Source organism: Luteimonas sp. Soil_N_1, from assembly GCF_057656255.1.
In genome coordinates, this window is record NZ_JBDGKS010000001.1 from 2,412,685 (window position 1) to 2,438,967 (window position 26,283).

28 protein-coding genes and 1 tRNA gene are annotated in these 26,283 nt (G+C 67.5%); 15 read left to right on the plus strand and 14 right to left on the minus strand.

Features of this window, described 5'->3' with window-relative positions; translation table 11 throughout:
- The first annotated feature begins 91 nt into the window (after positions 1–91).
- The 6 genes from AC3A4E_RS11120 to AC3A4E_RS11145 all read left to right on the plus strand — a co-directional run bounded on the left by AC3A4E_RS11120 (position 92) and on the right by AC3A4E_RS11145 (position 4,663).
- Positions 92–1,402 (plus strand): amino acid permease, encoded by a 1,311-nt coding sequence (locus AC3A4E_RS11120; protein ID WP_487631531.1) that lies wholly within the window; start codon positions 92–94, stop codon positions 1,400–1,402.
- Positions 1,399–1,647 (plus strand): hypothetical protein, encoded by a 249-nt coding sequence (locus AC3A4E_RS11125; protein WP_487631532.1) that lies wholly within the window; start codon positions 1,399–1,401, stop codon positions 1,645–1,647. Before AC3A4E_RS11120 ends, AC3A4E_RS11125 begins: the two co-directional genes overlap by 4 nt.
- 29 nt (positions 1,648–1,676) lie before the next feature.
- Positions 1,677–2,324, plus strand: coding sequence for a methylthioribulose 1-phosphate dehydratase (locus AC3A4E_RS11130; protein ID WP_487631533.1), 648 nt, complete (start codon positions 1,677–1,679; stop codon positions 2,322–2,324).
- 109 nt (positions 2,325–2,433) lie between these two features.
- Positions 2,434–2,988 (plus strand): 1,2-dihydroxy-3-keto-5-methylthiopentene dioxygenase, encoded by a 555-nt coding sequence (locus AC3A4E_RS11135; protein WP_232118519.1) that lies wholly within the window; start codon positions 2,434–2,436, stop codon positions 2,986–2,988.
- A 90-nt stretch (positions 2,989–3,078) separates the two neighbouring features.
- Entirely contained in the window at positions 3,079–3,768 is a 690-nt protein-coding gene (gene mtnC / locus AC3A4E_RS11140; protein WP_487631534.1) for an acireductone synthase, read from the plus strand.
- 25 nt (positions 3,769–3,793) lie between these two features.
- Positions 3,794–4,663, plus strand: a complete 870-nt coding sequence (locus tag AC3A4E_RS11145; RefSeq protein WP_487631535.1) for a C13 family peptidase — start codon at positions 3,794–3,796, stop codon at positions 4,661–4,663.
- Positions 4,664–5,062: 399 nt separating this feature from the next.
- Here AC3A4E_RS11145 and AC3A4E_RS11150 read toward each other — a convergent pair whose 3' ends face one another.
- Positions 5,063–5,647, minus strand: a complete 585-nt coding sequence (locus AC3A4E_RS11150; protein ID WP_487631536.1) for a YdeI/OmpD-associated family protein — start codon at positions 5,645–5,647, stop codon at positions 5,063–5,065.
- A complete protein-coding gene (locus tag AC3A4E_RS11155) occupies positions 5,644–7,206 on the minus strand; it encodes a calcineurin-like phosphoesterase C-terminal domain-containing protein (RefSeq protein WP_487631537.1) in 1,563 nt (520 codons plus the stop codon). The genes AC3A4E_RS11150 and AC3A4E_RS11155 overlap by 4 nt, the downstream gene beginning before the upstream one ends.
- 143 nt (positions 7,207–7,349) lie before the next feature.
- Between AC3A4E_RS11155 and AC3A4E_RS11160 the strand changes: the two genes are divergently transcribed.
- From AC3A4E_RS11160 to AC3A4E_RS11190, 7 genes are all read left to right on the plus strand, one after another.
- Positions 7,350–9,179 carry a sensor domain-containing diguanylate cyclase gene (locus AC3A4E_RS11160; RefSeq protein WP_487631538.1) on the plus strand — a complete coding sequence of 610 codons (1,830 nt, stop codon included), beginning with the start codon at positions 7,350–7,352 and terminating at the stop codon, positions 9,177–9,179.
- Between the two features lie 76 nt (positions 9,180–9,255).
- Positions 9,256–9,332 (plus strand) — tRNA-Arg (locus tag AC3A4E_RS11165).
- A 102-nt stretch (positions 9,333–9,434) separates the two neighbouring features.
- Entirely contained in the window at positions 9,435–10,970 is a 1,536-nt protein-coding gene (amaB, locus tag AC3A4E_RS11170) for an L-piperidine-6-carboxylate dehydrogenase (RefSeq protein WP_487631539.1), read from the plus strand.
- Positions 10,971–11,171: 201 nt separating this feature from the next.
- Positions 11,172–11,462, plus strand: coding sequence for a DUF4190 domain-containing protein (locus AC3A4E_RS11175; RefSeq protein ID WP_487631540.1), 291 nt, complete (start codon positions 11,172–11,174; stop codon positions 11,460–11,462).
- On the plus strand, positions 11,462–12,514 hold the full coding sequence (locus AC3A4E_RS11180) for a quinone-dependent dihydroorotate dehydrogenase (protein WP_487631541.1): 1,053 nt from the start codon (positions 11,462–11,464) through the stop codon (positions 12,512–12,514). The genes AC3A4E_RS11175 and AC3A4E_RS11180 overlap by 1 nt, the downstream gene beginning before the upstream one ends.
- A gap of 8 nt (positions 12,515–12,522) precedes the next feature.
- Positions 12,523–13,554: a UDP-N-acetylmuramate dehydrogenase gene (murB, locus tag AC3A4E_RS11185; protein ID WP_487631542.1), complete on the plus strand. Its 1,032-nt coding sequence runs from the start codon at positions 12,523–12,525 to the stop codon at positions 13,552–13,554.
- Between the two features lie 59 nt (positions 13,555–13,613).
- Positions 13,614–14,480 (plus strand): DMT family transporter, encoded by an 867-nt coding sequence (locus tag AC3A4E_RS11190; RefSeq protein WP_487632061.1) that lies wholly within the window; start codon positions 13,614–13,616, stop codon positions 14,478–14,480.
- A gap of 36 nt (positions 14,481–14,516) precedes the next feature.
- Here the strand turns inward: AC3A4E_RS11190 and lolD are convergent, their stop codons facing one another.
- The 9 genes from lolD to AC3A4E_RS11235 form a co-directional block, all read right to left on the minus strand.
- Positions 14,517–15,248, minus strand: a complete 732-nt coding sequence (gene lolD / locus AC3A4E_RS11195; RefSeq protein ID WP_487631543.1) for a lipoprotein-releasing ABC transporter ATP-binding protein LolD — start codon at positions 15,246–15,248, stop codon at positions 14,517–14,519.
- A complete protein-coding gene (locus AC3A4E_RS11200) occupies positions 15,241–16,482 on the minus strand; it encodes a lipoprotein-releasing ABC transporter permease subunit (RefSeq protein ID WP_487631544.1) in 1,242 nt (413 codons plus the stop codon). The genes lolD and AC3A4E_RS11200 overlap by 8 nt, the downstream gene beginning before the upstream one ends.
- A 69-nt stretch (positions 16,483–16,551) precedes the next feature.
- Entirely contained in the window at positions 16,552–16,965 is a 414-nt protein-coding gene (locus tag AC3A4E_RS11205; RefSeq protein ID WP_487631545.1) for a hypothetical protein, read from the minus strand.
- Between the two features lie 4 nt (positions 16,966–16,969).
- The gene (locus AC3A4E_RS11210; RefSeq protein ID WP_332077025.1) at positions 16,970–17,227 is read right to left on the minus strand and encodes an FAD assembly factor SdhE; all 258 of its coding nucleotides are present in this window, start codon (positions 17,225–17,227) and stop codon (positions 16,970–16,972) included.
- Between the two features lie 135 nt (positions 17,228–17,362).
- Positions 17,363–18,145 carry a succinate dehydrogenase iron-sulfur subunit gene (locus AC3A4E_RS11215; RefSeq protein ID WP_487628161.1) on the minus strand — a complete coding sequence of 261 codons (783 nt, stop codon included), beginning with the start codon at positions 18,143–18,145 and terminating at the stop codon, positions 17,363–17,365.
- Positions 18,146–18,159: 14 nt separating this feature from the next.
- Entirely contained in the window at positions 18,160–19,950 is a 1,791-nt protein-coding gene (gene sdhA / locus AC3A4E_RS11220) for a succinate dehydrogenase flavoprotein subunit (RefSeq protein ID WP_487631546.1), read from the minus strand.
- Positions 19,951–19,957: 7 nt separating this feature from the next.
- Positions 19,958–20,377 carry a succinate dehydrogenase, hydrophobic membrane anchor protein gene (sdhD, locus tag AC3A4E_RS11225; RefSeq protein WP_232135772.1) on the minus strand — a complete coding sequence of 140 codons (420 nt, stop codon included), beginning with the start codon at positions 20,375–20,377 and terminating at the stop codon, positions 19,958–19,960.
- A complete protein-coding gene (gene sdhC / locus AC3A4E_RS11230; protein WP_487632062.1) occupies positions 20,374–20,736 on the minus strand; it encodes a succinate dehydrogenase, cytochrome b556 subunit in 363 nt (120 codons plus the stop codon). The genes sdhD and sdhC overlap by 4 nt, the downstream gene beginning before the upstream one ends.
- A gap of 114 nt (positions 20,737–20,850) precedes the next feature.
- Positions 20,851–21,162 carry a DUF1674 domain-containing protein gene (locus tag AC3A4E_RS11235; RefSeq protein ID WP_487631547.1) on the minus strand — a complete coding sequence of 104 codons (312 nt, stop codon included), beginning with the start codon at positions 21,160–21,162 and terminating at the stop codon, positions 20,851–20,853.
- Between AC3A4E_RS11235 and ygfZ the strand changes: the two genes are divergently transcribed.
- Both ygfZ and AC3A4E_RS11245 read left to right on the plus strand, forming a co-directional pair.
- Positions 21,044–21,904, plus strand: a complete 861-nt coding sequence (gene ygfZ, locus AC3A4E_RS11240) for a CAF17-like 4Fe-4S cluster assembly/insertion protein YgfZ (RefSeq protein WP_487631548.1) — start codon at positions 21,044–21,046, stop codon at positions 21,902–21,904. The genes AC3A4E_RS11235 and ygfZ overlap by 119 nt on opposite strands.
- 170 nt (positions 21,905–22,074) lie before the next feature.
- Entirely contained in the window at positions 22,075–22,575 is a 501-nt protein-coding gene (locus tag AC3A4E_RS11245; RefSeq protein ID WP_487631549.1) for an OmpA family protein, read from the plus strand.
- A 177-nt stretch (positions 22,576–22,752) separates the two neighbouring features.
- Here the strand turns inward: AC3A4E_RS11245 and AC3A4E_RS11250 are convergent, their stop codons facing one another.
- The 3 genes from AC3A4E_RS11250 to AC3A4E_RS11260 are packed head-to-tail and all read right to left on the minus strand — an operon-like array spanning position 22,753 to position 26,274.
- On the minus strand, positions 22,753–25,023 hold the full coding sequence (locus tag AC3A4E_RS11250) for a thiamine pyrophosphate-dependent enzyme (RefSeq protein WP_487631550.1): 2,271 nt from the start codon (positions 25,021–25,023) through the stop codon (positions 22,753–22,755).
- A 10-nt stretch (positions 25,024–25,033) separates the two neighbouring features.
- Complete coding sequence (locus AC3A4E_RS11255; protein ID WP_487631551.1) at positions 25,034–25,678, minus strand: glutathione S-transferase family protein; 645 nt, start codon at positions 25,676–25,678, stop codon at positions 25,034–25,036.
- Positions 25,675–26,274, minus strand: a complete 600-nt coding sequence (locus AC3A4E_RS11260; RefSeq protein ID WP_487631552.1) for a GNAT family N-acetyltransferase — start codon at positions 26,272–26,274, stop codon at positions 25,675–25,677. Before AC3A4E_RS11260 ends, AC3A4E_RS11255 begins: the two co-directional genes overlap by 4 nt.
- Positions 26,275–26,283 lie beyond the last annotated feature (9 nt).

The window sequence follows — 26,283 nt, forward strand, 5'->3', positions numbered from 1 at the left end:
ACCAACCGCACGGCCCGCCTTCCGCGGGCCGTGTGTCCATAGAGCCTCCAGACCTGCGGCCGTTCGCGCCGCCCTCCACGCGGATCGCACGATGTCCACGACTTCCACGGCCAAGAAGATCGGCCCGGTGCTGGCGACCTTCATGGTCGCCAACAACATGATCGGTTCCGGTTTCTTCCTGCTGCCGGCCACGCTCGCGCGCTCGGGCGCGGTGACGGTGTTCTCGTGGCTGATCGGCACACTGCTGGCGGTCGCGCTCGGTGGTGCATTCGCGCGGCTCGCGCGCCAGTACCCGGATCTCAACTCGCCCGACGACTACATCCGTCCCACCCTCGGCCGCGACATGGGCTTCCTGGCGACCACGCTGTACTGGCTGTCGTCGTGGATCGGCAACAACGCGATCGCGGTCGCCGCCGTCGGCTACCTGGTGATCCTGCTGCCGGTCAGCGAGACGCCCGGTGTGCAGGTAGCGGGACAGGTGCTGCTGATCTGGGCGATGTTCGCGTTGAACCTGCTCGGCCCGCGCAACATCGCGCGCTTCCAGTCGTTCTGCGTGGTGTTCGGCCTGCTGCCGGTCGCCGCGATCCTGATCGCCGGCTGGGCCTACTTCGATCCCGACATCTATCGCGCCGGCTGGAACGTCAGCGGCCAGTCCGATGCGGCGGTGGCGATCGGTTCGCTGGCGACGGTGTTCTGGGCCTTCATCGGACTGGAGACCGGCGCGATGGTCGCCGGCGTGGTGCGCAATCCCGAGCGCAACGTGCCGATCGCGACACTCGGCGGCATCCTGCTCGCAGGCGTGGTCTACATGGTCTCGTCGGTGCTGATGATGGGCATTGTGCCGGTCGACGAACTGGCGGCTTCCAGCGCGCCGTTTGCGCTCGTTGCCGGGCAGATGTTCGGCGTCTGGGCGATCCCGGTGATCGCTGCGGCCGCTGCGCTGAAAGCCACCGGAACACTCGGTGGCTGGATGCTGGTCACCGGCGAGTCCGGCGCGCGCGCTGCGCAGCGTGGGTTCCTGCCGGCGATCTTCGGACGCCTGCTGAAGAACGGCGCGGCCGGTCCCGGCCTGCTGATCGTCGTGTCGTCTATGACGCTGATCGCGTTCATCACCGTGACCGATACCGTCGGCAGCCAGTTCGAAACCATCATCAACATGGCGGTGACCCTCGTGGTCATGGCCTACGCCGCTGCCGGTCTGAGCCTGATGCTCGGCAACCGCCAGCACCCGGCCGGGCGACGCGAACGCCTGCTCGGCATGGGCGCGCTGATCGCCTGCGGCCTGCTCGTGTGGTCGACGCCGATCGACACGCTGATGGGCGCGGCAATCATCGCGCTGCTGGCCTGGGCCGCGTATCGCGGCTTCTCCTCGCGTCGCCGCGACGCACCGCCCGCGCCATGAGTGACCGGCGCGACGACTACTGGTTTCCGGCGAAGACGCTCGGTTACGGCTGGGGCCTGCCGCGGCGCTGGCAGGGCTGGGTGGTGCTGGCGGTGTATCTGGGCGCGATCGCGGTCAGCGCATGGCGGCTGCCGCCTTCGACACACTCGATAGCGTTCGGCATCTGTGTGCTCGTGGCGACGGCGCTGCTGATCGCGGTGTGCGCACTGAAAGGCGAACCGCCGCGCTGGGGCTCGACACGCTGACGCAACGACGGCGCGTTAGAATCCGCGGCATGTCCGACACGCCCACGCCCTACGACATCCACCGCCTGCGCGAGCTCGCCGGCGAGCTGATCGTCAACATCCGCGAACTCGCCCAGTCCGGCTGGACGCCCGCCACCAGCAGCAACTTCTCGCGCCGCCTCGATGATCGCCACGCGGCGATCACGGTCTCCGGCCGCGACAAGGGCAAGCTGAAGGAAGGCGACATCATGGTCGTCGACTTCGATGGTCTCGCGGTCGGCAGCGACCACCGCCCGTCTGCCGAAACCCTGCTGCACACCCAGCTGTATCGCCGGTTCCCGGAGATCGGCTGCATCCTGCACACGCATTCGCCGACCCAGACCATCGCCTCGCGCCTGTTCGCCGACGAGGGCCATGTGCGTCTGGAAGGCTACGAACTGCTGAAGGCGTTTGCCGGCAACAGCACGCACGAGATGGCGGTCGACGTGCCCGTGCTGCCCAACAGCCAGGACATGCAGGTGCTGTCGGCGCAGGTCGAATCGCTGCTCGACGCCGGCCCGATGTGGGGCTATCTGATCGACGGTCACGGCCTCTACGCCTGGGGCCGCGACATGGCCGAAGCGCGCCGCCATCTGGAAGCCTTCGAGTTCCTGCTGCATTGCGAACTCGAACTGCGCCGTCTGCGCGCGACGCACTGACGCCTCCGGCGTCACCAGCGGTGGAACGACGGCGTTCCGCCGCGGTCAACGTTGCGGACATGCGGCTTTGCTAGGCTGGACGGCCCGCCACGCGCCGAGCCAGACCGCCATGAGCCGCCTCCGCATTTTCGATGCCACCGCCCCCGACACGCCGCTGTTCGACAGCCGCGACGGCGACGCGATCGCCCGCGAACTGCAGACGATCGGCGTCACCTTCGAACGCTGGCAGGCCGCCCAGCCGGTGGGTGCCGGCGCCTCGCAGGACGAGGTCATCGCCGCCTACAAGGCCGACATCGACCGCATCAGCGCCGAGCGCGGCTTCAAGTCCGTCGACGTGATCAGCATCGCGCCCGACAACCCGAAGCGCGAAGAACTGCGCGCCAAGTTCCTCGACGAACACTTCCACAAGGAAGACGAAGTGCGCTTCTTCGTCGACGGCTCGGGCCTGTTCACGCTGCACGTCGAGGGCAAGGTCTACGAAATCGAATGCGTCAAGGACGACCTGATCGGCGTGCCCGACGGCGTGACCCACTGGTTCGACATGGGCAGCGAGCCGCGCTTCGTCGCGATCCGCTTCTTCGAGCAGCCCGACGGCTGGATCGGTCACTTCACCGGCTCGGATATCGCGCAGAAGTTTCCGCGTTACGAGCCGGGTTCGCGCTGAGACGTGTGTCTGCGCGCCTGACCCGGGCGTCGTCGGGACGCGAGTTCGCCCTTACACTCTGACGCCCCACGACCACCGGCTGACGCGCGGATGATCCTGACCGACATCGAAGGCACCACCAGCAGCATCTCGTTCGTCAAGGACGTGCTGTTTCCCTATGCGCGCCGCGCCCTGCCCGGCTTCGTCGCCGCGCATCGCGACGATCCGGAAGTGCGCCGCTGGCTCGACGTGGTCGCGACCGAACACGGTGCGATCTGCGACGACAAGGTGATCGTCGAGACGCTGCAGGGCTGGATCGACGCCGACCGCAAGCACACCGCGCTCAAGGCGCTGCAGGGCATGATCTGGTCGGCCGGTTACCAGGACGCCGACTTCACCGCGCACATCTATCCCGACGCCGCCGACGCGCTGCGCCGCTGGCATGCGGATGGCGAAACGCTGGCGGTGTACTCGTCGGGCTCGGTGCCGGCGCAGAAACTGTTCTTCGGCCACAGCGACGCGGGCGATCTCACCGGACTTGTATCGAACTGGTTCGATACCGAGGTCGGTGGCAAGCGCGAGGCGGAGAGCTATGCGCGCATCGCCGATGCGCTCGATGCGGCGCCGGCGGAAATCCTGTTCCTGTCGGACGTGGTCGAGGAACTCGACGCCGCGCGCGACGCCGGCATGCGCACCGTGTTGATCGACCGGCTCGACGATTACCCGCAGCCGCGCGACGCGACCGCCGCGAACGGTCACACGCGCGTGACCGCGTTCGACCAGATCGACGCGATCCGCTGACATGCGGCCGGCGTCCGGTCGGCCCATGCTTCAACACTGGATGCAGGCGACAGCGCTGCTGTGCCTGCTCGTCTGCGCGCCGCTGCAGGCGACCGAACCGCTCGCGACGCGTGACCACGCGCTGATCGATGCTGCGGTTTCGGCGATGCCCGCAGGCACAGGCGATGCCCCGGCGCTGTACGTCGTGGGCGTGGCCGGCGACGCCAGTGAGGACGTGTTCCGCAACGAAGTGCGTTTTCTCACCGAACGGGTGGCGCCGCGTCTCGGCGCAGGCACGCGTGCACTCGCGCTGGTCAACCACATCGACAGTCTGAAAGGCGCAGGCACCCCGCTCGCGACCGGGTCGAACCTGCAGCATGCGTTGGCCGCGCTCGGTGCACACATGGACCGCGAGCGCGACGTGCTGCTGCTGTATCTGACGATGCACGGCTCTCCCGATCACGCGCTCGGCCTGGCACTGCCCGACGGCAGCGAGGACACGATCACGCCCGACGCATTGCGCGCGGCGCTCGACGCCTCCGGCATCGTGAATCGCGTGGTCGTGATCTCGGCCTGTTACTCGGGTGGCTTCGTGCCCGCGCTCAAGGATCCCGACACGCTGGTGCTGACCGCGGCGCGTCCCGATCGGCCGTCGTTCGGTTGCGGCAGCGAATCGACGATCACGTTCTTCGGCCACGCCTGGCTGCTTGACGGACTCAATGCGGATCGCGATTTCGCGAACGCCTACCGCTCGGCAGCACGCGCGATCAAGCAGCGCGAACGCAAGCTCGGCTACGAACGCTCCGGTCCGCAGATCGCCGCTGGCGCGCGCATTGGCGAAACGTTGTCGCGCTGGCAGGCCACGCTGCCTGCAGAGCCGCCGCCTGCGGTGTATCCGTACCCGATCGCGCCGTGAGCGAAAGTCCCAGAGCCACGCAGCGCCGGCTTCAAGCGCAGTTTCTGTCGTTAGGAATGCGCTGACGCGCAATGGGACTGTCCCAGCCGCACCATCACGGGCAAGCGCGCTCTGACGTCCGAATCGATCCGCAAAGAACCGCCCTTCCGAGAGTGATTCTCGTTTCGTCATGGCCCTGCGGTGCCTCGATAGAATCGCACCGCGCCGCACGCCAGCCATCGCCAGCAAGCGACGCGCACGACCCGCCCGCCAGCCTTCGCGCGCCAGCCGGTCATCTTCGAAGAACCCGCCACGTGCGGGTTTTTTGTGGCTGCCATCCATGGCAGCCGCCCGCCGAGCCGTCGCGCTGCGACGTCAAAAATCGCGCCGGCGATCTTTTGTTGCCTGCGACCCAACGGGTCAGCCGTGCAGACGCTCGCCCCGCGCGAGCATGTCCGCCAGTGCCTGCGCCCGGCGCGCGCGTCCAGCCGCGGTCTTCAACGTCGCGACCCGGAAGCACACCGCATAGCGGTTGGTCCGGTCGAGCGTGTCGAATGCGGCCTGCGCGCCGGGCGTCGCCGCGAGTGCGGCCTGCAGTTCGTCCGGTGCCGCCATCGAGGCTGCGCCGGCATAGGCGGCGTCCCAGCGACCATCCGCCTTCGCCGCGTCGATTTCGCGTTGCCCGGCCGGGCCGATGCGCCCGGCCGCGTGCAGACGTCCGACATGCGCGACGTTGCGCTCAGACCAGAGACTGCGCGCGCGTCGCGGCGTGAAGCGCTGCAGGAACCACGCGTCATCGAAGCCGCGTTTCTGGCCGTCGATCCAGCCATGGCACAGCGCGACATCAAGCGCCTGCGCATAGGTCACCGACGGCATCGCATTGCCCTGCTTGGCGATCTTCAACCACACCCCCGTGGCATCCGCATGCGCGAGCAGCCACGCTTCCCATGCTGCCTCGTCGGCGAATGCCTGGACCGGCAGGCCGTCGGGCTGCGGCGAACTCATGACCCGGAACCAGCACTTTCGAAACGGTCGAGGCGATACGTGGTGCGCGCACGCTGTTCGCCCTGCCAGGCGTCGAACACGCGCACTTCGACATTGTGTTCGCCGACCTCGCGATCGGTCGGCAGCGCGCCACGCCACAGATGCATCGACGGTGTCGCTTCCGGCGAACGGTCCAGGCCGCGCAGCGCCTCGGCGAGATCGTCGCGTGCGTTCTCCAGCAGCAGGCGCGGATCGGCGCGCTCGACGCGACGCATCGGCGCCCACGCGCCATCGCCGACGCGGAACTCGACGCGCGTGTCGGCCTGACCCATGTAGACGTTGGCGTAGACGCCCCAAGCCGGATACGCGCCCTGCCGCAGCACACGCGGCGCGTGCAACGCCATGGCCTGTGTGGTCGCCGGATCGTCGGATGTGCGCGCCGGATGCCAGACGAGGCGATAGGCGCCATCGGCTTCGATGTGCAGTGTCGCGAAGCCGTTCGGCGTGCCGTCGGCCATGGTCGCGTCGGGAATGCCGTCGGAATCCGGCGCGCCACTCCAGAACGCGCCGCTGACCGCGCCGACGTTGTATTCGTGCAGCGGCGTCCCGCCGTGCCAGCCGGTTGTCGCGTCGTGCCACACATGTTGCTGGGTGTGGCGATGGCCGGTGAGCAGCAGCACGCGCGGGTGTCGCTGCAGGGCGGCAAACAGCCGAGCGCGATCGGCGCTGCGCATCGTCTCCGGCGCGCCGGCGGCAGCGGTGTTGAACCAGGGCACATGCGCGGCCACGACCAGCAGGCGATCGACCGGCGCCGCGGCGAGATACGCCTCGACGAATGCGAACTGGTCCTCCCGCAGACCGCCGACGTAGGCCGGACGTGCGCCCGGCTGGTAGATCACGTTGTCGAGCACGAGCACGTTCGCCTGCGGCGTTTCCCAGGCGTAGGTCTCCGGGCCGTAGGCGGCGCGGAACGAGGCTGTCGAACCCGCATCGTCCGTCGCATCGAAATCCAGATCGTGATTGCCCGGCGCGTGCAGCCACGGCGTGTCGAGACGCGCGGTCGCGCGATCGATCAGCGGATACAGCGCGGGATCGTCATTGGTGACATCGCCGAGCATCAGGCCGAGCCCGAACGGGCCGACGGCGCGCGCGGCCTCGACCACGGCGCGGTCGTAGTAACCCACCTCGTCCGCGGTGCCGGTCTGCGGATCGGCGAATACCGCGACATCGAGCGTGCCCGCCGCTTCACCTGCCTGCAGTGCGAACGTGCAGGCATCACCATGGCTGCCGGCCGCGCGCCAGAACGCGGGATTCGCGCCCTCGCGCGGCGGCGTCCAGCCCGCAGGCTTGATCACGAACACCGGCGCGTCGCGACCGGAGAGGCCCTCGAACCGCCCGTCCGCACCGGTTTCGACGATGCGGCGGCCATCCGACACACGCACGCCCGCAATGCCTGCGCTGGCGCCATCGGCCTGCGTGCCGACCACGCGACCCGCATCGCATGCGAACGCGACGCCTGTCGACAGGAGCAGCGATACGAACGCGACCGGCAGGAACGGACGACGGTGAATGGGCGACATCGGCGGCACCTGTGTTGCAGGGGAATCTGCCTGATTATGCCGCTGGATGCTTTCGGCCGGCCGCTGGTCTACGCTTCTGCCGTTGGGGTGTCCATGGAGATGGACATGGACAGTGCAGGGATGCAGGACTCCGGGGCGGACACATGACGTGGATGGGCGGGGCGACGTCGGGATGGTGGCGCTGGCTGCTGCTGGCCTGCCTGTGCTGCGCGTTCGTGGACGCGCGCGCGGATGTGATCCTCGCTGCGGGGACCGACAGCGTGGCGCTGGCCCCCCACCTGCGGTATCACCGGAGCCCTGACGACAGGCAGGACCGTCCCGATGTCTGGCAGCACGTGGACGTCGGCGACATGGCGCCCCTGCCCGGCGGCAACGACGCGTTCGGCTTCCAACGCGACACGTTCTGGTTCCACGCGCGCGTGGTCAACCAGCATCCCGGCGAGACACGCTGGATGCTGGTCCAGGAATATCCGCTCAGCGACGAGATCGACGTCTACGTGCGCTACGCCGACGGACGCCGCATCCACGTCGCAGGCGGTGACCACCGCCCGTTCGCGTCGCGCAGCGTGCGGTACAGGCACCCGAACTTCAGTCTCGAACTCCCGCTGGACGAGCCGGTCGACCTGCTGGTGCGCGTGCGCAGCCAGAGTTCGATGCAGGTGCCGTTGAAGCTCTATACGCCCAGGGCATTCACGGAAGTCTCGCGTGACGCGCAGCTGGCGATCGGCCTCTACTACGGCATCCTGCTGGCCCTGTTCTTCTACAACCTGGTGCTGTGGCTCTCGCTGCGTGATGCCAGCTACTTCTGGTATCTGTGCCACATCTCCGCGTTCGGCCTGGTGCTGTTCACGCTCAACGGCCTGGGCTTCGAATACCTCTGGCCCGGCTCTTCGTGGATGGCCGACCACATGGTGCCGATCTCGATCTGTCTGGCCCTGATCGCGATGCTGCAGTTCTCGCGCACCTTCCTCGAACTGCCGCGACGCTGGCCACGCGGCAACCTGCTGCTGCTCGCGCTGATGGCGTTCTTCGTACTGTTCGGCATCGCCTCGATCTGGCTGCCGCTGCGCATCTCCACACCGGTGGCGTCGCGTGCGGTGCTGCTGGGCGTGCTCGGCATCGTCGTCGCGACGGTCGTCGTGTTGCGTCGCGGCTACGCACCGGCCTGGCTGCTGCTGCTGGCCTGGTCGATGTTCCTGCTCGGTACCGCGGTGTTCACGCTGCTCGCGTTCGGCCTGCTGCCCAAGAATTTCGCGACCGAGTACGGGGTGCAGATCGGATCGGCGCTGGAGATGCTGCTGCTGTCGATCGCGCTGGGGCATCGCTACGCGGCACTGCGCAACGAGAACCAGCGCATCAGCGCCGACGCCAACCAGAAGCTCGAACGCAAGGTGGCCCAGCGTACGCAGGAAGTCCGCAGCGCCCTGCTGCAGCTGGAAGAGGCACATGCCAGGCTGCGCGACTCCAGCCGGCGCGACGGCCTCACCGGGCTCTACAACCGCACCTGGTTCCACGAGGCGTTGCGCGAGCTGGCGCAGCAGGCCAGCGACGGTGGCAAGCCGCTGGCCGTGCTGATGATCGATCTCGACCACTTCAAATCGATCAACGACCGCCACGGCCATCTGGCCGGCGACGACTGCCTGCGCTGGGCGGCGCGACGCATCGGGCGCATCCTGCGTCCGCACGATGCCCTGCTTGCCCGGTTCGGCGGCGAGGAATTCATCGCCGCGATCCCGGACCGCGACCTCGACGCGGCGTGGCGCATTGCCGAGGAGATCCGACAGGCGCTCGGCGCGGAGTCCTGCCCCAGCAGCGACATCGAGATCCGGGTCACCGCGAGCATCGGTGTGCATGTGGTCGCGCCGGACGCCACCGATCCCGTCGACGCGGCACTTGCCCTCGCCGACCGAGCGCTCTACACCGCCAAGGCCAACGGCCGGGACTGCGTGGAACTGTCTCCGGACGCCTCCTGAGCCGGCCCTGCTACGCCCGCCTCCGGCCCGACGGTTTCGTGGGGCTGCGGCAGTCCGGTATCCTGTGCGGCTTCACGGCCCCGTAGCTCAGCTGGATAGAGCGTCCCCCTCCTAAGGGGAAGGTCGCCCGTTCGAATCGGGCCGGGGTCACCAATCGCGACTTCCCCCGCCGGCCCTGCGCCGCGTCGCGCCGCTTCCCACCGTACGTCCGTCGATGGCCACATCGGCGGCGTCCGCTCACAAGGAGTTCTGTCCATGACCCATTCCGTCCTCACCGCGCTCGGCCTGTCCGGCACCGAATCGGGCACCTATCTGGGCAACGGCGAGTGGTCGAAGACCCGCGATGCCGGCGTCATCGAACCCGTCAACCCGACCGATGGCGAAGTCCTCGCCCGCGTGCAGGCCTCTTCGCAGGCCGATTACGACCTGATCGTCGAGCGCGCCCAGGCGGCGTTCAAGATCTGGCGCAAGACGCCCGCCCCGCGCCGCGGCGAAGCCGTGCGCCTGTGCGCCGACGCGCTGCGCACGCACAAGGATGCGCTGGGTTCGCTGGTCGCGCTGGAAATGGGCAAGTCGAAGCCGGAAGGCGACGGCGAAGTGCAGGAAATGATCGACATCGGCGAATTCGCCGTCGGCCTGTCGCGCCAGCTCTACGGCCTGACGATGCACTCCGAGCGTCCGGGCCACCGCATGTACGAGCAGTGGCACCCGATGGGCGTGGTCGGCATCATCAGCGCGTTCAATTTCCCGGTCGCGGTGTGGGCCTGGAATGCGCTGGTCGCCGCGGTCTGCGGCAACATCTCGATCTGGAAGCCGTCGCCGAAGACGCCGCTCTCCGCCATCGCGTCGATGAAGATCTGCAACGAGGCGCTGAACAAGGCCGGCTTCCCGGACATCTTCTTCCTGTTCAACGATGCCGGCAGCGATCTTGCGCAGGGCTTCGTCGACGACAAGCGCATCGCGCTGGTCAGCTTCACCGGCTCGACCAAGATCGGCCGCCAGGTCGGTGAGCGCGTCGCCAAGCGCATGGGTCGCTCGCTGCTGGAACTGGGCGGCAACAACGCGATCATCGTCGACCCGACCGCCGACCTGAAGCTGGCGATCCCCGCGATCGTATTCGGCGCCGTCGGCACCGCCGGCCAGCGCTGCACGACGACGCGCCGCCTGTTCGTGCACGAGTCCATTTACGACGACGTGCTGGCCAAGCTCAAGACTGCCTATGGCCAGGTCGAGAAGAAGATCGGTGATCCGACCGATGCCGCCAACCTGATGGGCCCGCTCAACAGCCGTGACGGCGTGCAGGCGTATCTCGATGCGGTCGCCAAGGCCAAGGCCAGCGGCGGCACGATCGAGAGCGGCGGCCGTGCACTGGATGACCGCAAGGGCAACTTCGTGCTGCCGGCGCTGATCAGCGGTCTGACCAACGATGCCGAGGTCGTGCAGACCGAGACCTTCGCCCCGATCCTCTACGTGATGAAGTACAGCGATCTGGAAGAAGCGATCGATCTGCAGAACGACGTGCCGCAGGGCCTGTCGTCGTCGCTGTTCACGACCGACCTGCGCGCGTCCGAGCAGTTCCTCGCCGCCTGGGGTTCGGATTGCGGCATCGCCAACGTCAACATCGGCACCAGCGGCGCGGAAATTGGCGGCGCATTCGGTGGCGAAAAGGAAACCGGCGGTGGTCGCGAATCGGGTTCGGACGCGTGGCGCGCCTATATGCGCCGCCAGACCAACACGATCAACTATTCCGACTCCATGCCGCTCGCCCAGGGCATCAAGTTCGACCTCTGAGGTCGATCACGGGCGTCGCGGATTCGATCCGCGGCGCCTGCGTGCTTGCGCGCGACGCCCTGGTGTCTGAATAATCGTGTCTTCCCCCGCTTTCCCTGGACCGCCGCCGATGGCGCCGCGAATTCCGGCCTGCATGCCCGCCGCGACGCGCAACTGCGCGTCGGCTTCGCCTGTGTCCGATCCGGTACGAGGTCCACACGCATGAATGCTCCCGTCGCCTTCCGCCAGACCAGTGCGATGGCGATCGTCAGTCTCGTTGCCGGCCTGCTCGGCTGGTCGCTGCTGCCGGTCATCGGCAGCGTCGTCGCGATCGTCACCGGGCATCTGGCCCGCGGCGAAATCCGCCGTCGCCCCGACGCGCTCGAAGGCGATGGCCTCGCGGTCGCGGGCCTGGTGCTCGGCTATCTGATGGTCGCGATGGCAGTCGTCGGGTTCCTTTTCATCTTCCTGTTCTTCGGCGGCCTGCTGGCCTTCATCGCGGCGGCGTCCTGATGTACGCGAGCGCCCGTCCGCTGCTGTTCCGGCTCGATCCCGAGCGCGCGCACGGGCTCACGCTGACGGCAATGGACACGCTGCATCGCGTGGGCCTGTCGTCGCTGATCGCGACACCGCCGCAGCCGCTGCCCACCGAAGCCTTCGGTCTGCAGTTCCCGAATCCGGTCGGTCTCGCCGCCGGGCTCGACAAGAACGGCGATCACATCGATGCACTGTTCGCGCTGGGTTTCGGTTTCGTCGAGATCGGCACGATCACGCCGAAGCCGCAGGACGGCAATCCGAAGCCGCGCATGTTCCGCCTGCCGCGCCACCGCGCGCTGATCAACCGTCTGGGGTTCAACAACCAGGGCGTCGATGCGCTGGTCGCCAACGTGGGCCGCGCAAAACGCGCCGGCATCCTCGGCATCAACATCGGCAAGAACAAGGACACGCCGAACGAATCGGCGGCCGACGACTATCTGTTCTGCCTCGAGCGTGTGTATCCGCTGGCGGACTACATCACCGTCAACATCTCCTCGCCCAACACGGCCGGCCTGCGCGAACTGCAGGAAGAGCAGGCACTGCGCCGGCTGATCGGCACGTTGCGCGACGCGCAGGAGCGCCTGGCCGCGCAGCACGGCAAGCGCGTGCCGTTGCTGGTCAAGGTGGCGCCCGATCTGAGCGACGACGACATCGAGGCCGCGGCCCGGGTGCTGTCGGATCTGCAGGTCGACGGCGTCATTGCAACCAACACCACGATCTCGCGCATCAGCGTGCAGGACGACCGCCGCGCCGACGAGACCGGCGGGCTGTCCGGCGAGCCGCTGATGAACAAGTCGACCACCGTGCTGCGGATGATGCGCACGCGCCTCGCCAGCGGGATTCCGCTCATTGGCGTGGGCGGCATCCTGTCGGGCGCCGACGCGGTCAAAAAGATGGCCGCTGGTGCGTCGCTGGTGCAGGTGTATTCGGGTCTGGTCTATCGGGGGCCGGCGCTGATCGGTGACTGTGTCGAGGCGATCCGTCGCCGCCGCGAAGCCCCGAGCCGCGGCAACCTGCCCAGCCTCTGATCGCAGCGATGTCCGATTCCTTCCGTCTGCTGCAGCCGGCCGATCTGCGCCCGCGCAACACCTTCGGCGTGGCCGCGCATGCGCGTCGGCTGATCGAAGTGCTCGATGCCGCGGCCGTGCCGCAGGCGCTCGCCGCGCTCGACGGCGATGCATGCCCGCTGGTCATCGGCGGCGGCAGCAATCTGCTGTTCGCGGGCGACGCCGTCGATGCGCTCGCGATCATCGATGCGCGACGCAGCGTGGTCTCGGACGATGGCGAGCGCGTCGTCGTGCGCGCTGCTGCCGGCGCCGACTGGCACGGCTTCGTGCTGTGGACGCTGGCGCAGGAGCTCGGCGGGATGGAGAACCTGGCGCTGATTCCGGGCACGGTCGGCGCCGCGCCGATCCAGAACATCGGCGCGTATGGCGTCGAGGTCGGCGAGCACGTGGTCGCGGTCGAAGCCTTCGACCAGGACACGCGCAACTTCGTGCGACTCGATCGTGAGGCCTGTCGCTTCGGCTATCGCGACAGCGTCTTCAAGCAACTGCCGGATCGCTGGATCGTCACTGCTGTGGAATTCGCGCTGCACCGCTTCGCCGAACCGGTGCTCGATTACGCGGGCCTGCGCGATGTGCTGGCCGCGCGCGGCATCACCGCGCCCCGTCCGCTCGACGTGGCCGAAGCTGTCATCGACATCCGCCGCAGCAAGCTGCCGGACCCTGCGGTGATCGGCAACGCAGGCAGCTTCTTCAAGAATCCGATCGTGCCGGCCGCACAAGCCGCCGCACTGGTCGCCGCGCATGCGGGCATTCCGGTGTTCGCGGTCGATGAAGGACTGCGCAAGCTTTCTGCCGCGTGGCTGATCGATCGCTGCGGCTGGAAGGGCCATCGCGACGGCGATGCCGGCGTCGCGTCCGGCCATGCGCTGGTGCTGGTCAATCACGGCAACGCGCAGGGCACCGAACTGCTGGGCCTGGCCCGACGCATCGCGGCCTCGGTGCAGATGCGCTTCGGCGTGGTGCTGGAACCCGAACCGAAGATCGTCGGCGCGACGTGGTGAACGCAAGCGCCCTGCTCCGCTGGCGACCCGCGACCGTGCAGGGACAGGCCGCGCTGCTGATGCTCGGCAGCACCTCGGCGTTTGCGCTGATGGCGATCGCGATCCGCTACGCGTCGGCCACCATCCCGACCACGGAAGTCGCGTTCTTCCGCAACTTCTTCGGCCTGCTCGCCCTGCTGCCGATCCTCCTGCGCAGCGGCGCCGGCCTGCCGCGCACGCGCAATCTGGGCCGCTACGTGATCCGCACCGTCGTCGGACTCGGCTCGATGCTGTGCGCGTTCTGGGCGATCGGCCATCTGCCGTTGTCGCAGGCGATCTCGCTGTCGTATGCGGCGCCGCTGTTCGCGACGATCGCCGCGGTGATCTGGCTCGGCGAGATCGTGCGCATCCGGCGCTGGATGGCGGTGTCCGCCGGTTTTCTCGGCGTGCTGGTGATCCTGCGACCGGGCGTGGCGTTCACGGCTGCAATGCTGGTACCGGTGGTCGGCGCGCTGCTCGCGGCGCTGGTCGCGATCCAGATGAAGCAGCTTTCGAAGCTGGATCCGCCGGACACGATCGTGTTCTACACCTACCTGCTGTGGGTGCCGTTTTCGCTGATACCCGCCCTGTTCCAGTGGGTCTGGCCGGGCCCGACGGTGTGGCTGTGGCTGGTCGCGACCGGCGTGCTCGGCACGTTGGGCCAATGGCTGTGGACGCGGGCGCTGCGCCTGGGCGAAGTGTCCGCGCTGCAGCCGATCAGCTTCGTGCAGCTGCCGATCGTCGTGTTGTTCGGCTGGCTGCTGTTCGGCGAGGTCATCGACATGTGGACCGCGATCGGTGCCGGCATCGTGTTCGGTGCGAACGGGTACATCGCGCACCGCGAAGCGGTGCTGTCGCGCCGGGCCGCGACACAGCGGCCGACTGAAGCAGCGAAGCCGAGCGAATAGATCCTGCAGGCGCGGCAGCTGCCGCGCGCAGCAACCTCAGACGTCGTCTTTCGCGACCTCGCGCAGCTTGCCCTGATGCAGCTCCATGACCCGGTCGAGTTTGCGCGCGAGCCGGCGGTCATGCGTCACCAGCACCAGGCTGGTGTGCTGCGCGCGGTTGAGTTCGAGCATCAGCTCGAACACCGTGGCCGCAGTACGCTCGTCGAGATTGCCGGTCGGCTCGTCACCGAGCACGCAGGCCGGCTTGTTGACCAGCGCACGCGCGACCGCAGCTCGTTGACGCTCGCCGCCCGACAGCTCGCCCGGCTTGTGGGCCAGACGATGGCCGAGACCGACGGTCTCCAGCAGATCGCGCGAACGCTTCGTTGCGTCGGCATCGCTGGCACCGTTGAGCAGCGCCGGCAGCATGACGTTCTCCAGCGCCGTGAACTCGGGCAGCAGGTGATGGAACTGGTAGACGAAGCCCAGCGAGCGATTGCGCAACGTGCCGCGCGCGGCGTTCGACAGCGTGCTCATCTTCTGGCCGGACACGTACACCTCGCCAGCCGTCGGCGTATCCAGCCCGCCGAGCAGATGCAGCAGCGTGCTCTTGCCGGCGCCGGATGCGCCGAGAATCGCGACGGTCTCGCCGGCACGCACCGCGAAGTCCAGGCCGTCGAACACGGGCGTGTCCAAGGTGCCTTCGGCGTAGGTCTTGCCCAGGCCTTCGGCCGCGAGCACGACGGTATCGGGCGCGGTCGTGGGTGCAGCCGTGATCGTGTCACTCATAGCGCAGCGCCTCCGCCGGTGCCGTGCGCGCCGCGCGCAGTGCCGGATAGATCGTCGCGAGGAAGGCCATCACCAGCGCGACGCTGGCGATCATCACCACGTCGCTGACCTGCAGATCGATCGGCAGACCGGTCACGTAATAGACGTCCTCGGGCATCAGCACGACGCCGAACAGGCGTTCGATCGCGCCGAGGATGTGTTCGAGATTGAAGGTCAGCAGCAGCCCACCGGTGATGCCGAGGATCGTGCCGATCACCCCGATCATCGTGCCCTGCACCATGAACACCTGCATGACCCCGCCGGGCGTGAGCCCCAGCGTGCGCAGGATCGCGATGTCAGCCTGTTTGTCGGTCACCAGGCTCACCTGCGACGCGACGAGATTGAACGAGCCCATGACGATGATCAGCGACAGCAGGATGCCGATCATCGTCTTCTCGAGTTTGAGTGCGCGGAACATGTTCGCGTTCTCGATGCTCCAGTCGCTCACCCGGTACACGCCGCCGAGCTTGTGCACGAGGTCGCGCGTGACCTGCTGCGCGCGATCCATGTCGTGCAGTTTCAGACGCACGCCGGTCACGCCGTCGCCGATCCGCAACAGCCGCTGCGCATCGCTGAGATTGACCACCGCGAGGCGCCGGTCGAAATCCTGGTAGCCGGCCTCGAAAATGCCGCTGACGGTGAAGCGTTTGAGCTGCGGCACCGCGCCCATCGGCGTGACCTGGAAGTCGGTGGTCACGATGACACTGTCGCCGACGCCGACACCGAGCCACAGCGCGAGTTCGCGCCCGAGCACGATGTTGAACGTGCCCGGCTGCAGATCCTCGAGCTTGCCGATGACCATCGACGTGGTGAGGTCGGACACCTGCGCTTCGTCCTCCGGCACGATCGCGCGCACCGCGGCAGGCTCGTTGCGACTGCCGCGCAGCAGGGCCTGCGTGTCGACGTAGGGCGCGGCGCCGGCGACGCGGGGATCCTCGCGCGCGACATCGACCGCGCGTTGCCAGTTCGACAGCGTGTCGCCGTCGGCGCTGATCGTCGCGTGCGCGACCATGCCGAGCATGCGGTCGCGGATTTCCTTCTGGAAGCCGCTCATCACCGCGAGCGTCGTGATCAGTACGGTCACGCCGATGGCGATGCCGAGGATCGAGGCCAGCGAGATGAAGGAGATGAAGCCGTTGCGCCGCTTGGCCCTGAGATAACGCAGGCCGATGGCGGCAGGAATGGGTCTGAGCATGGACGTCCGGTCATGGGGGCCGCGGCGTCCGCGGCCGCCGGGCCGGTACGCCGCCCGCCCGGGGCGCCGCTATGGTGCCATCGAATCCGGTGTCGGTCGCGTCACGAGCGCGGACGCGGCCAGACGGAGTTCACGTCGCGCGGGCGGCGGCAGCGTATCGGGCCACCACAGCAGGCGACGCACGCGGCGCCCGTCGCGCCAGCGCAGGACCGCCAGCGGGCCGCGCCATTCGAGTTGCGGCGTATCGAGAACGACGCCATCGAGGTGGGCGGCACCTGCGGCATCGATCACGAGTGCGCGCACCGGTGCACGTCGCTCGACGGCGATGCGATGCAGGCTCGCGGCGATGACCACCGGCATCGCGCAGAGGGTGGCGATCATCGGCAGTTCGGACAGCCACAGCGCGATGCACGCACAGAAGCCGATCGCTGCGAGCGCGGTCTGCAGCAGGATCGAAGGTCGCCACGCCAGCCGCAGCGGCAATGGCTCAGCCGGGCGGGAGCTGCCGGATCGACTGGACGAGGGTGTCGAGCTGCGCATCGTCGGAACGCTCATGGCCGAGGAACCACTTCCAGAGCCTATCGTCCTCGCAGTCCAGCAGTCGTCGGAAAACCTCGCGCTCGGCTTCGGTGGATGTCGCCCAGCAGCGGTCGAGCCAGCGCTCGAACAAGCGGTCGAGCTCGCGCATGCCACGCCGGCTGCGCCAGCGCAGGCGACGGAGTTCGGTGGCGTCGTCGTAGGTCATGCCGCCCTCAATCCCGTACAGGCCGAGCATGCTCAGCCGTCATTCCAGAAAACCCGGAATGACGGGCCTCGAGCACACGGTTGCGCATCCTCGGCGCGTCCGATCGATGCATCGCATCGACCAGACGCCTGCCGATCAGCCGCGACGCGCCAGCATCAGCTGCTTGATCTCGCCGATCGCTTTCGCCGGATTCAGGCCCTTCGGGCAGGTCCGGGCACAGTTCATGATCGTGTGGCAGCGATAGAGCTTGAACGGATCTTCCAGATCGTCCAGACGCGCACCGGTGTCTTCGTCGCGGCTGTCGATGATCCAGCGGTAGGCCTGCAGCAGCACGGCCGGGCCGAGATACCGCTCGCCGTTCCACCAGTAGCTCGGGCAGCTGGTCGAGCAGCAGGCGCACAGGATGCACTCGTACAGACCGTCGAGCTTGGCGCGGTCTTCCTTGGACTGCAGACGCTCGCGGTCCGGCGGCGCCGCGCTCTGCGTGCGGATCCACGGCTGGATCGACGCGTACTGCGCGTAGAAGTGGGTCAGATCGGGCACCAGATCCTTGACCACTTCCATGTGCGGCAGCGGGTAGATCGGCACCTCGGCCTTCTTGCAGTCCTCGATCGCGCGGGTGCAGGCCAGCGTGTTCGTGCCGTCGATGTTCATCGCGCACGAACCGCAGATGCCCTCGCGGCACGAACGGCGGAAGGTCAGCGTCGGATCGATCTCGTTCTTGATCTTGATCAGCGCGTCGAGAACCATCGGACCGCACTTGTCGAGATCGATCTCGTAAGTGTCCGTCGACGGGTTGCGGCCGTCGTCGGGGTTCCAGCGATAGACCTTGAAGGTGCGCGTGCGCTTGGCGCCCGTGGCCGGGAAGTGCCGGCCCTGCTGCACCTTGGAATTCTTCGGAAGCGAAAATTCTGCCATCTGGGTTCCCCGGCTCAGTAAACGCGTGCTTTCGGCGGCACGACTTCGACTTCGTCGTCGAGCGTGTACATGTGCACCGGGCGGTAATCGATCGTCGTGTTGCCGGCATTGTCGGCCCAGCACAGCGTGTGCTTGTGCCAGTTCTCGTCGTCACGGTCCGGGAAGTCCTCGTGCGCGTGCGCGCCTCGGGATTCCTTGCGGTTCTCGGCCGAGACGATGGTGACCAGCGCCTGTCCCAGAAGGTTCTGCAGTTCCATGGTCTCGATCAGATCCGAGTTCCACACCATCGAGCGGTCGCTGACCTTGACGTCGGCGAACGAGGCGTGGATCTCGCGGATCTTGTCGACGCCCTCGGCCAGCGTCTTGCTGGTGCGGAACACCGCGGCGTCGTTCTGCATCGTGCGCTGCATGTTGTCGCGGATCACCGAGGTCGGCGTGCCGCCGGTCGCATGACGCAGCGCGTCGAGGTTGGCCAGCGACTTGTCGCAGGCATCCTTGGCGAGCGGCTTGTGGCGCGCGCCCGGCGTGAGCGTCTCGGCGCAGCGATTGGCCACCGCGCGACCGAACACCACCAGGTCGAGCAGCGAGTTCGAGCCCAGACGGTTGGCGCCGTGCACCGACACGCAGGCAGCTTCGCCGATCGCGTACAGGCCCGGGACCACCGCATCCGGATTGCCGTCCTTCAACTGCACGACTTCGCCGTGGTAGTTGGTCGGAATGCCGCCCATGTTGTAGTGGACGGTCGGAATCACCGGAATCGGCTGCTTCTCGACGTCGACACCGGCGAAGATCCGCGCGCTCTCGGCGATGCCGGGCAGTTTCTCGTGGATTTCCTTCGGGTCGAGATGGGTCAGATCCAGATGGATGTGATCCTTGTGCTCGCCGACGCCGCGGCCTTCGCGGATTTCCATCGTCATCGAACGCGAGACGACGTCGCGCGAGGCGAGATCCTTGGCATTCGGTGCGTAGCGCTCCATGAAGCGCTCGCCACTGGCGTTGCGCAGAATGCCGCCTTCGCCGCGCACGCCTTCGGTGATCAGACAACCCGCGCCGTAGATGCCGGTCGGGTGGAACTGCACGAACTCCATGTCCTGCAGACCCAGACCGGCGCGCAGCGCCATGCCGCCACCGTCGCCGGTGCAGGTGTGCGCGGAGGTCGCGGAGAAGTACGCGCGGCCATAGCCGCCGGTCGCCAGCACCACGCCCTGGGCGCGGAACAGGTGCAACGTGCCCTCGGCCATGTCGAGTGCGAGCACGCCACGGCAGGCGCCGTCCTCGTCCATGATCAGGTCGAGCGCGAAGTACTCGATGAAGAACCGCGCGTCATGCGCCAGCGACTGCTGGTAGAGCGTGTGCAGGATCGCGTGGCCGGTGCGGTCGGCCGCCGCGCAGGTGCGCTGGGCGATGCCCTTGCCGTATTCGGTGGTCATGCCGCCGAACGGACGCTGGTAGATCTTGCCTTCTTCGGTGCGCGAGAACGGCACGCCCTGGTGCTCGAGCTCGATGATCGCGGGGATGGCCTCGCGGCACATGTACTGGATGGCGTCCTGGTCGCCCAGCCAGTCGGAGCCCTTGATCGTGTCGTAGAAGTGGTAGCGCCAGTCGTCGTCGCCCATGTTGCCGAGGGCTGCAGAGATGCCGCCCTGCGCTGCCACGGTGTGCGAGCGCGTCGGGAAGACCTTGGTCAGACATGCGGTCTGCAGGCCCTTGTGGGCCAGGCCGAAGGTCGCGCGCAGGCCAGCGCCGCCGGCGCCGACGACGATCATGTCGTAGGTGTGTTCGGTGATCTTGTAAGCGTTGGTCATGTGGTTCTCAGCCCAGCAGTGCGATGCGCGCAATCGCGTACAGCGATGCGAGCGCGCCAGCGGCGCAGGCGAATGTGACGAGGAGCTGGAGGCTGACCTCCAGCGCGCGCTGGTGGATGTAATCCTCGATCACCACCTGCAGGCCGAGCTTGGCGTGCCAGAACATCGCAATGGCGAACAGCGCGAAGGCGATCGCATTGAACGGACGCGCGATGACCGTCTGCACGGTGACGAGGTCGGCGCCGGCGAGCGACACCAGCGTGCCGATGAACCACGCGACCAGCGGCACCAGTGCCACGGCGGTGACACGCTGCCACCAGAAATGACCGGTACCGGTCTTGCCCGAACCGAGGCCGCGAGCGCGACCGACCGGCGTACGGAAATCAGGCCGCTGCACGGCCTGGTCCGGCGTCTTGGACTCGCTCATGCGCCACCCCGCAATGCAATGAACCAGATCACGGCGGTCAGCACGACGGCCAGGGTGATCACGGTGTACCCGGAGCGATAGACCTCCGGCAGTTCGAAGCCCATGCCCGCATCCCACATCAGGTGGCGGATGCCGTTGAGCAGGTGATAGACCAGCGCGAACGAGAACGCGATGAGCGCGAGCGTGCCGAGCGGCGAACCGAGGCAGGCCGATGCGTTCGCGTAGGCGTCGCCGCCTTGCGCGACCGCCAGCAACCACCAGGCGAGGCCGAATGCACCGACCGAGGCGATGATGCCGGTGACCCGGTGCATCAGGGACATCACCGACGTGATCTGCAGGCGATAGAGCGTGCCGAGCATGAACGGTGACAGGGGGCGGTTACGGTGTGCCATCGTTGTACTGCTCTCCTCGCTGGCGGCGTCTCGCCGCGTGGCTGGTATTGCGGATCTGCCCGCCAGACACGACGTGACGGATCAAAAATCGATGCAACGACCGTTCTTTTCCCAGTCGCCATACCGCGTGGGATCGAGACCGTTGCGGCCTCCGATCTCTTCTGCGGGCGGCGATGCCGGAACAGGCATTTCCGCAGGCGTCGACGACGGTGTGTCCGTGTCCTCGCCTATGATGTCCGGATTGGTCATTCGTTCAATTTTAGTTCCCACAGGCATGTCAGACAAGCTGCAATCCACTTCCGTTGCTGCATTCGCGCTTCCGGACATCGCGTCGTTGACGCTTCGCGGACGCGATTGCATCGCATTCGCGCAAGCACAGTTCATGAGCGACATCGCGACGCTCGGCGACGGACAGTGGCAGTGGAGCGGTTGGTTGACCCCGAAGGGACGCGTGATCGCCCTGTTCGCCGTGCTTCGCCACAGTGCCGAACGGCTCGATCTGATCGTGCTCGATGCCGATGTGGATGCATTGGCGACATCGCTGAAACGCTACGTCTTCCGCAGCAAGGTCTCGATCGAGGTGCGCAGCGACGTTTATGCGACGGGACGGTTCGCATCACCGTCGATCGCGCAGAACGCGACCGCGGCAATCGGCGCCGTCGGAATCGAACTGGACTTTGGCTCGCCCGCCGAACCGCGCACGCTCGTACTGCACGCAACCGATCCCAACGCCGCACCCGATGCCGATGCGCAGCGGCGCTGGCGCGCGTTCGACATTGCCCACGGCCTGCCCCGCCTCGACGCGGACCAGCGCGAGCAGTGGACGCCGCAGCAGCTGTCGCTGGAACGTCTGCGCGCCTTCAGCGTCGCCAAGGGCTGCTATCCGGGACAGGAAATCGTCGCGCGCACGCACTTCCTCGGGCAGGCAAAACGCGGCCTGGCCGTTCTGCGCGGCGCTGCCGATGCCGCAGCTGGCGAAGACGTGCGGTCCGGCGAACAGACGCTGGGCAAGGTCGTCTCCGTGGCCGGCGATCTTGCGCTGGCCGTGCTGCCGCTCGAACGGGCCGATACCCCGCTGCAGATCGGCGGGGTCGATGTGGTCGACACGCCGCTGCTGGACGGCCTCGCCCGCTGATCCCACGGGCGTTTCCGGCCCGCCCTGATCGCCATCCGACTGTCGTGATCCGGCTGCTATGCTCGGCCGCGACAGGGGGCGCACGCGCCCGGGGGAATGTCGAAGCCGTCGCCGCACAGGCCGAGGCCGGTGTGGCGACATGGATCAGGGGAACCATCCAAGGGGTCGTCATGAAGCACAGTTCGCTGTCCGCGGCATTTGCCGCGTCTGTTGTCGCGTGTGTACTCGCCGCCTGCGCCAGCTCCAAGCCGGTACAACCGCCCGCGCCGCCACCGCCGCCGCCCGAACCCACCGCGTTCGTCGAACAGCTCGACGCCGACGGTCTGTTCGCATTCGGCAAGGCCGATATCCGAGACATCAGCCCGGCAGGCCGCGCGGCACTCGATGCACTCGCCGGTCGCCTGTCGGGCCGCACGCTCGATGTCGTCCACGTCATCGGTCACAGCGACCGCATCGGCAACCCACAGGGCAACCTCCGCCTGTCGAACCGCCGCGCCGAGGCCGTGCGCGCTTATCTGGTCGAAAACGGCGTGCCGTCGGACCGCATCACCGCGGTGGGTCGTGGCGATGTCGAGCCGGTGACCGAGTGCACGTCGGAGCGCGGCCAGGCGCTGATCACGTGCCTGGCGCCAAACCGGCGCGTGGAAGTGCGGGTGCGCTTGGCGGACTGAATGACTGGAAGACGCGCGACGGTGTCAGCTTCGCGCAACCCGCACCACATGCAATGTCAGAAGGGAATTCGAGCCCCTCTCCCTCAGGGAGAGGGGTTGGGGTGAGGGCAGACGCGCACGTCATCGCGAACCGAGCGATAACCGTCGCCAATGGAGATGCAAAGCAATCGCTGCGCCTCACACCATCGTCAGCGCCGCCGCAACGATGTCCGCCTCAGACGGAATCACCAGGAACGCCGCACCCGCCAGCGGCGTGAAGGTGTCGGCGCCCACCACGCGACGCAGCGGCATGTCGCCGAAGCCCGCTTCGGCGATCGCAGTGACGATGCCCTCGCCCACACCCGCGCTGCGACGCCCCTCGTCGACGACCAGCACGCGTGCGCATTCGCCGACATGGTGGGCGATCTCGCCTTCGTTGAGCGGCAGCAGCCAGCGCAGATCGACCACACGCACCTTCCAGCCGCGCTCGGCTTCGATCAGCCGCGCCGCGCGCAGGCTCATCGGCACGCCGTTGCCGAACGTCAGCACGACCAGATCGGTGGCCTCCGCGTCGTAGACACGCGCTTCGCCGAACGGCATCGCCTGGTCCGGCGGCGGATAGGCCGTCGACCATGCACCGTCGCCGGCCGCATACAGATCCTTGGTCATGTACAGCGCGATCGGCTCAAGGAACAGACACACGCGACCGTCGACCTTCGCCATCGCGGTGAGCGAGCGCAGCATCGTCGCCGCGTCGTCGCCGCGCGAGGGGCAGCCTACGACGATGCCTGGAATGTCGCGCAGCGCCGCGATCGAATTGTCGTTGTGAAAATGCCCGCCGAAGCCGCGCTGGTAACCCAGCGACGCGATGCGCACGACCATCGGATTGCGGTACTGGCCGTTGCTGAAGAACTGCAGGCTCGCGGCCTCGCCGCGAATCTGGTCACCGGCATTGTGGAAATACGCGAGGTACTGGATCTCGGGCAGCGGGAGCATGCCCATATTCGCGAAACCCTGGGCCAGACCGAGAATCGTCGTTTCGTCGAGCAGCGTATTGAACACGCGCCGCCCACCGAAGGTCTTCTGCAGGCCCTTGGTGACGGTATAGACACCGCCCTTCTGCGCGACGTCCTCGCCGAACAGCAGCGCTTCGGGATATTTCGCGAACAGGTCGTGCAGCGCCTGGTTGATCTGCACCGCCAGATGCTTCGGCGGCTGGCGTTCGGGCAACGCAGCCTCGCTGCCGAAGGCAGCGATGCGCGCATCGGCATCAGGCACACGTGTCGCTTCGGCGTGTACCCGCTCGGGCGAATACGGCGCGAGCGGTGCCATCACATCGTCCAGCCGGGTCAGGCGCGGACGGCTGTCGGCATCTTCAGCCGCGGCGAAACAGCGCACGCGCATGGCTTCGTACAGTTCCAGCAGTTCGTTCTTCGAGAGCAGTCCGGATTCGAGCGCAATCGCCGCGCCGCGCAGCAGCGGATCGCTGGCCTCGACAGCGCACAGCTCCGCCAGCGCGCGCCATTCGATCTCGAAGTCCGTGCCGGCGTGGCCCATGAGCCGGGTCGTGCGCAGATGCAGGAACGTCGGTCGCCGTGTGCGCCGGCAGTGCGCGACCGCGCGTTCGACATCGCCGTAGCCGGAGGCCAGATCCAGCCCGTCGGCCGCGAAGTAATCGAGATCCGGCCGGTTCGCGAAGTTGCGCGCGATCCAGCCATCCGGCGTCTTCACCGAAATGCCGATGCCATTGTCCTCGCAGACGAACAGCACCGGCGCAGGCAGCTTCTGGTACGCGCTGTACGCCGCGGCGTTGAACGCGGTCTGCGCGGTCGCGTGATTGCTCGACGCATCACCGAACGAGCACACCACGATGCTGTCGGCCGGCACCGGCAGTGCATGACCGATGCGACGCGCGTGCTCGATCGCGATCGCGGTGCCAAGGGCCTTGGGCAGATGCGAGGCGATCGTCGAGGTCTGCGGCAACACCCACAGCGGTTTGCTGCCCCAGACCTTATGCCGGCCGCCGCTGGCCGGATCGTCCGCGCTGGCGGCGAACGACAGCGCCGAATCCATCACCGGATCCATGCCCGGCACCTTGCGGAAACGCTCGGCCATGAAGCCGCCACTGCGGTAATGCAGGAACGCCGGATCGGTATGCCGCGTGGCGCGCGCGACCATCGCATTGCCTTCGTGGCCACTGGAACCGATGGTGTAGAAGACCTTGTTCTGCACGCGCAGCACGCGCGCCATCAGATCGAGATGACGGCTGATCAGCTGGGATTCGAAGAGCTCACGGAAGCCACGTGCATCAAGCGCGCTGCCGTCGAGGATCATCTCGTGATCGGCCGGCGCCATGTCGCGCGAGCCGTCCCATTCGCGGACGAACTGTTGGAAATTCGCGTCGCAGATTTCGGCGCGGTTGAGGCCCTTCATGCGGGCCGGGATCGGATCGGGAACGACTGCAAACATCGAGTCACCTTCAGTCCGTGGCCGCGAGCCTCGCGGCGTTGACCGGCGCGGGCGCCGGAATGTCGATGAAACCCGGCGTGCCGCGGACGCGCGCGAGCCAATCGCGCAGCGCCGGATACGGGGCCAGGTCGAAGCCGCCGTCGGGCGCGACGGCGGTATAGGCGAACAGCGCGATATCGGCGACGCCATAGGCGCTGCCGGAGAACCACGGCGCGCCGCCAGCAAGATGGTTGTCCATCACCTCCAGCGCGCGGTGGCCACGCGCCTGCAGCGCGGGCAGCTCCGCGCGGCGCGGCGAATCGGCGTCGGTCCAGCCGCGGATGAAACGCGCGACCGCGATCGCCGGCTCATGGCTGTACTGCTCGAAGAACATCCAGCGCAGCGCCTGCGCGTGCTGCCAGGGATCGCTCGGCAGCAGCGGCGTTCCGGCGGCGAGAAAACACAGGATCGCGTTCGACTCGACCAGTACGCGGCCGTCGTCGAGTTCCAGCATCGGCACCTGGCCGTTCGGATTCTTCGCGAGGTAAGCCGGCGTACGCGTCTCGCCGCGACTGCTGTCGGTTTCGATCCACGTATACGGCTGACCCAGCTGCTCGAGCAGCAGACGCACCTTGTGGCAGCTGCCGGACGGCGAATAGCCGTGGACGACGGTCACGTGCGGGTCGCCCCGCCCGCCTGCCACTGCGCACGCGACTGGCCCCATATCTCCACCTGGTCGGTGTCGAACGGTGCAGGCAGCAGGCCCATGCGCAGAAAGCGGGAGCCCAGCTTTTCCGCGACGCGTTTTGAGCCGGAATTCGCCAGCGCGATGGTGTGGATCACCTCGTCCCAGCCGAGCGTGTCGAACGCCCACTCGATCGTCGCGGCGGCCGCTTCAGGCCCGTAGCCCTGCCCCCACGATGCGCGACGCAGGCTCCAACCCACCTCGGTGCCCGGCCAGCCGAACGGCTGCCAGGGCCCGACCCGGCCGATCCAGTCACCACTGGCTTTCTCGATCACCGAAAACATGCCGAATCCGAGCAGGTGCCAACTGCCCAGCAGTCCGGCGAAGCTGCGCCAGGCGACCGGCGGTGGCTGTACACCACCGAGGTGACGCATGGTCTCCTCGTCGCTGGAAAAGTCGGCGTAGGGCTCGAAATCCTCGCGCCGCGGCAGGCGCAGGATCAGGCGTTCGGTTTCGAGCTGGACATCCGGATACGACACGTCATGTCTCCTGGAACGTCGTTGCAGCGGCACTGGACCCGGACGCATGTACGACGC